This window comes from Mycobacterium sp. UM_Kg1 (assembly GCF_000972925.1).
GTDB classification, from domain to species: Bacteria; Actinomycetota; Actinomycetes; order Mycobacteriales; family Mycobacteriaceae; genus Mycobacterium; species Mycobacterium hiberniae.
On record NZ_JRMK01000398.1, the window covers coordinates 1 to 226 of the forward strand.

1 pseudogene is annotated in these 226 nt (G+C 67.3%); it reads right to left on the bottom strand.

Annotation, left to right across the window (positions count from 1 at the left end):
• A pseudogene (locus LI92_RS21705) lies at positions 1-226 on the bottom strand (type I glutamate--ammonia ligase); the annotation flags it as partial.

Here is a 226-nt window from a genome sequence, read left to right on the forward strand (position 1 = left end):
GAACGCCAGGTAGGGGTTGCCCGAGGAGTCCGGGCAGCGGAACTCCAGGCGCTTGGCCTTGGGGTTGGTGCCGGTGATCGGGATGCGCACGCAGGCCGAGCGGTTGCGCTGGCTGTAGACCAGGTTGATCGGGGCCTCGTAGCCGGGAACCAGGCGCTTGTAGGAGTTGATGGTGGGGTTGGTGAACGCCAGCAGCGACGGGGCGTGATGCAGGATGCCGCCGATG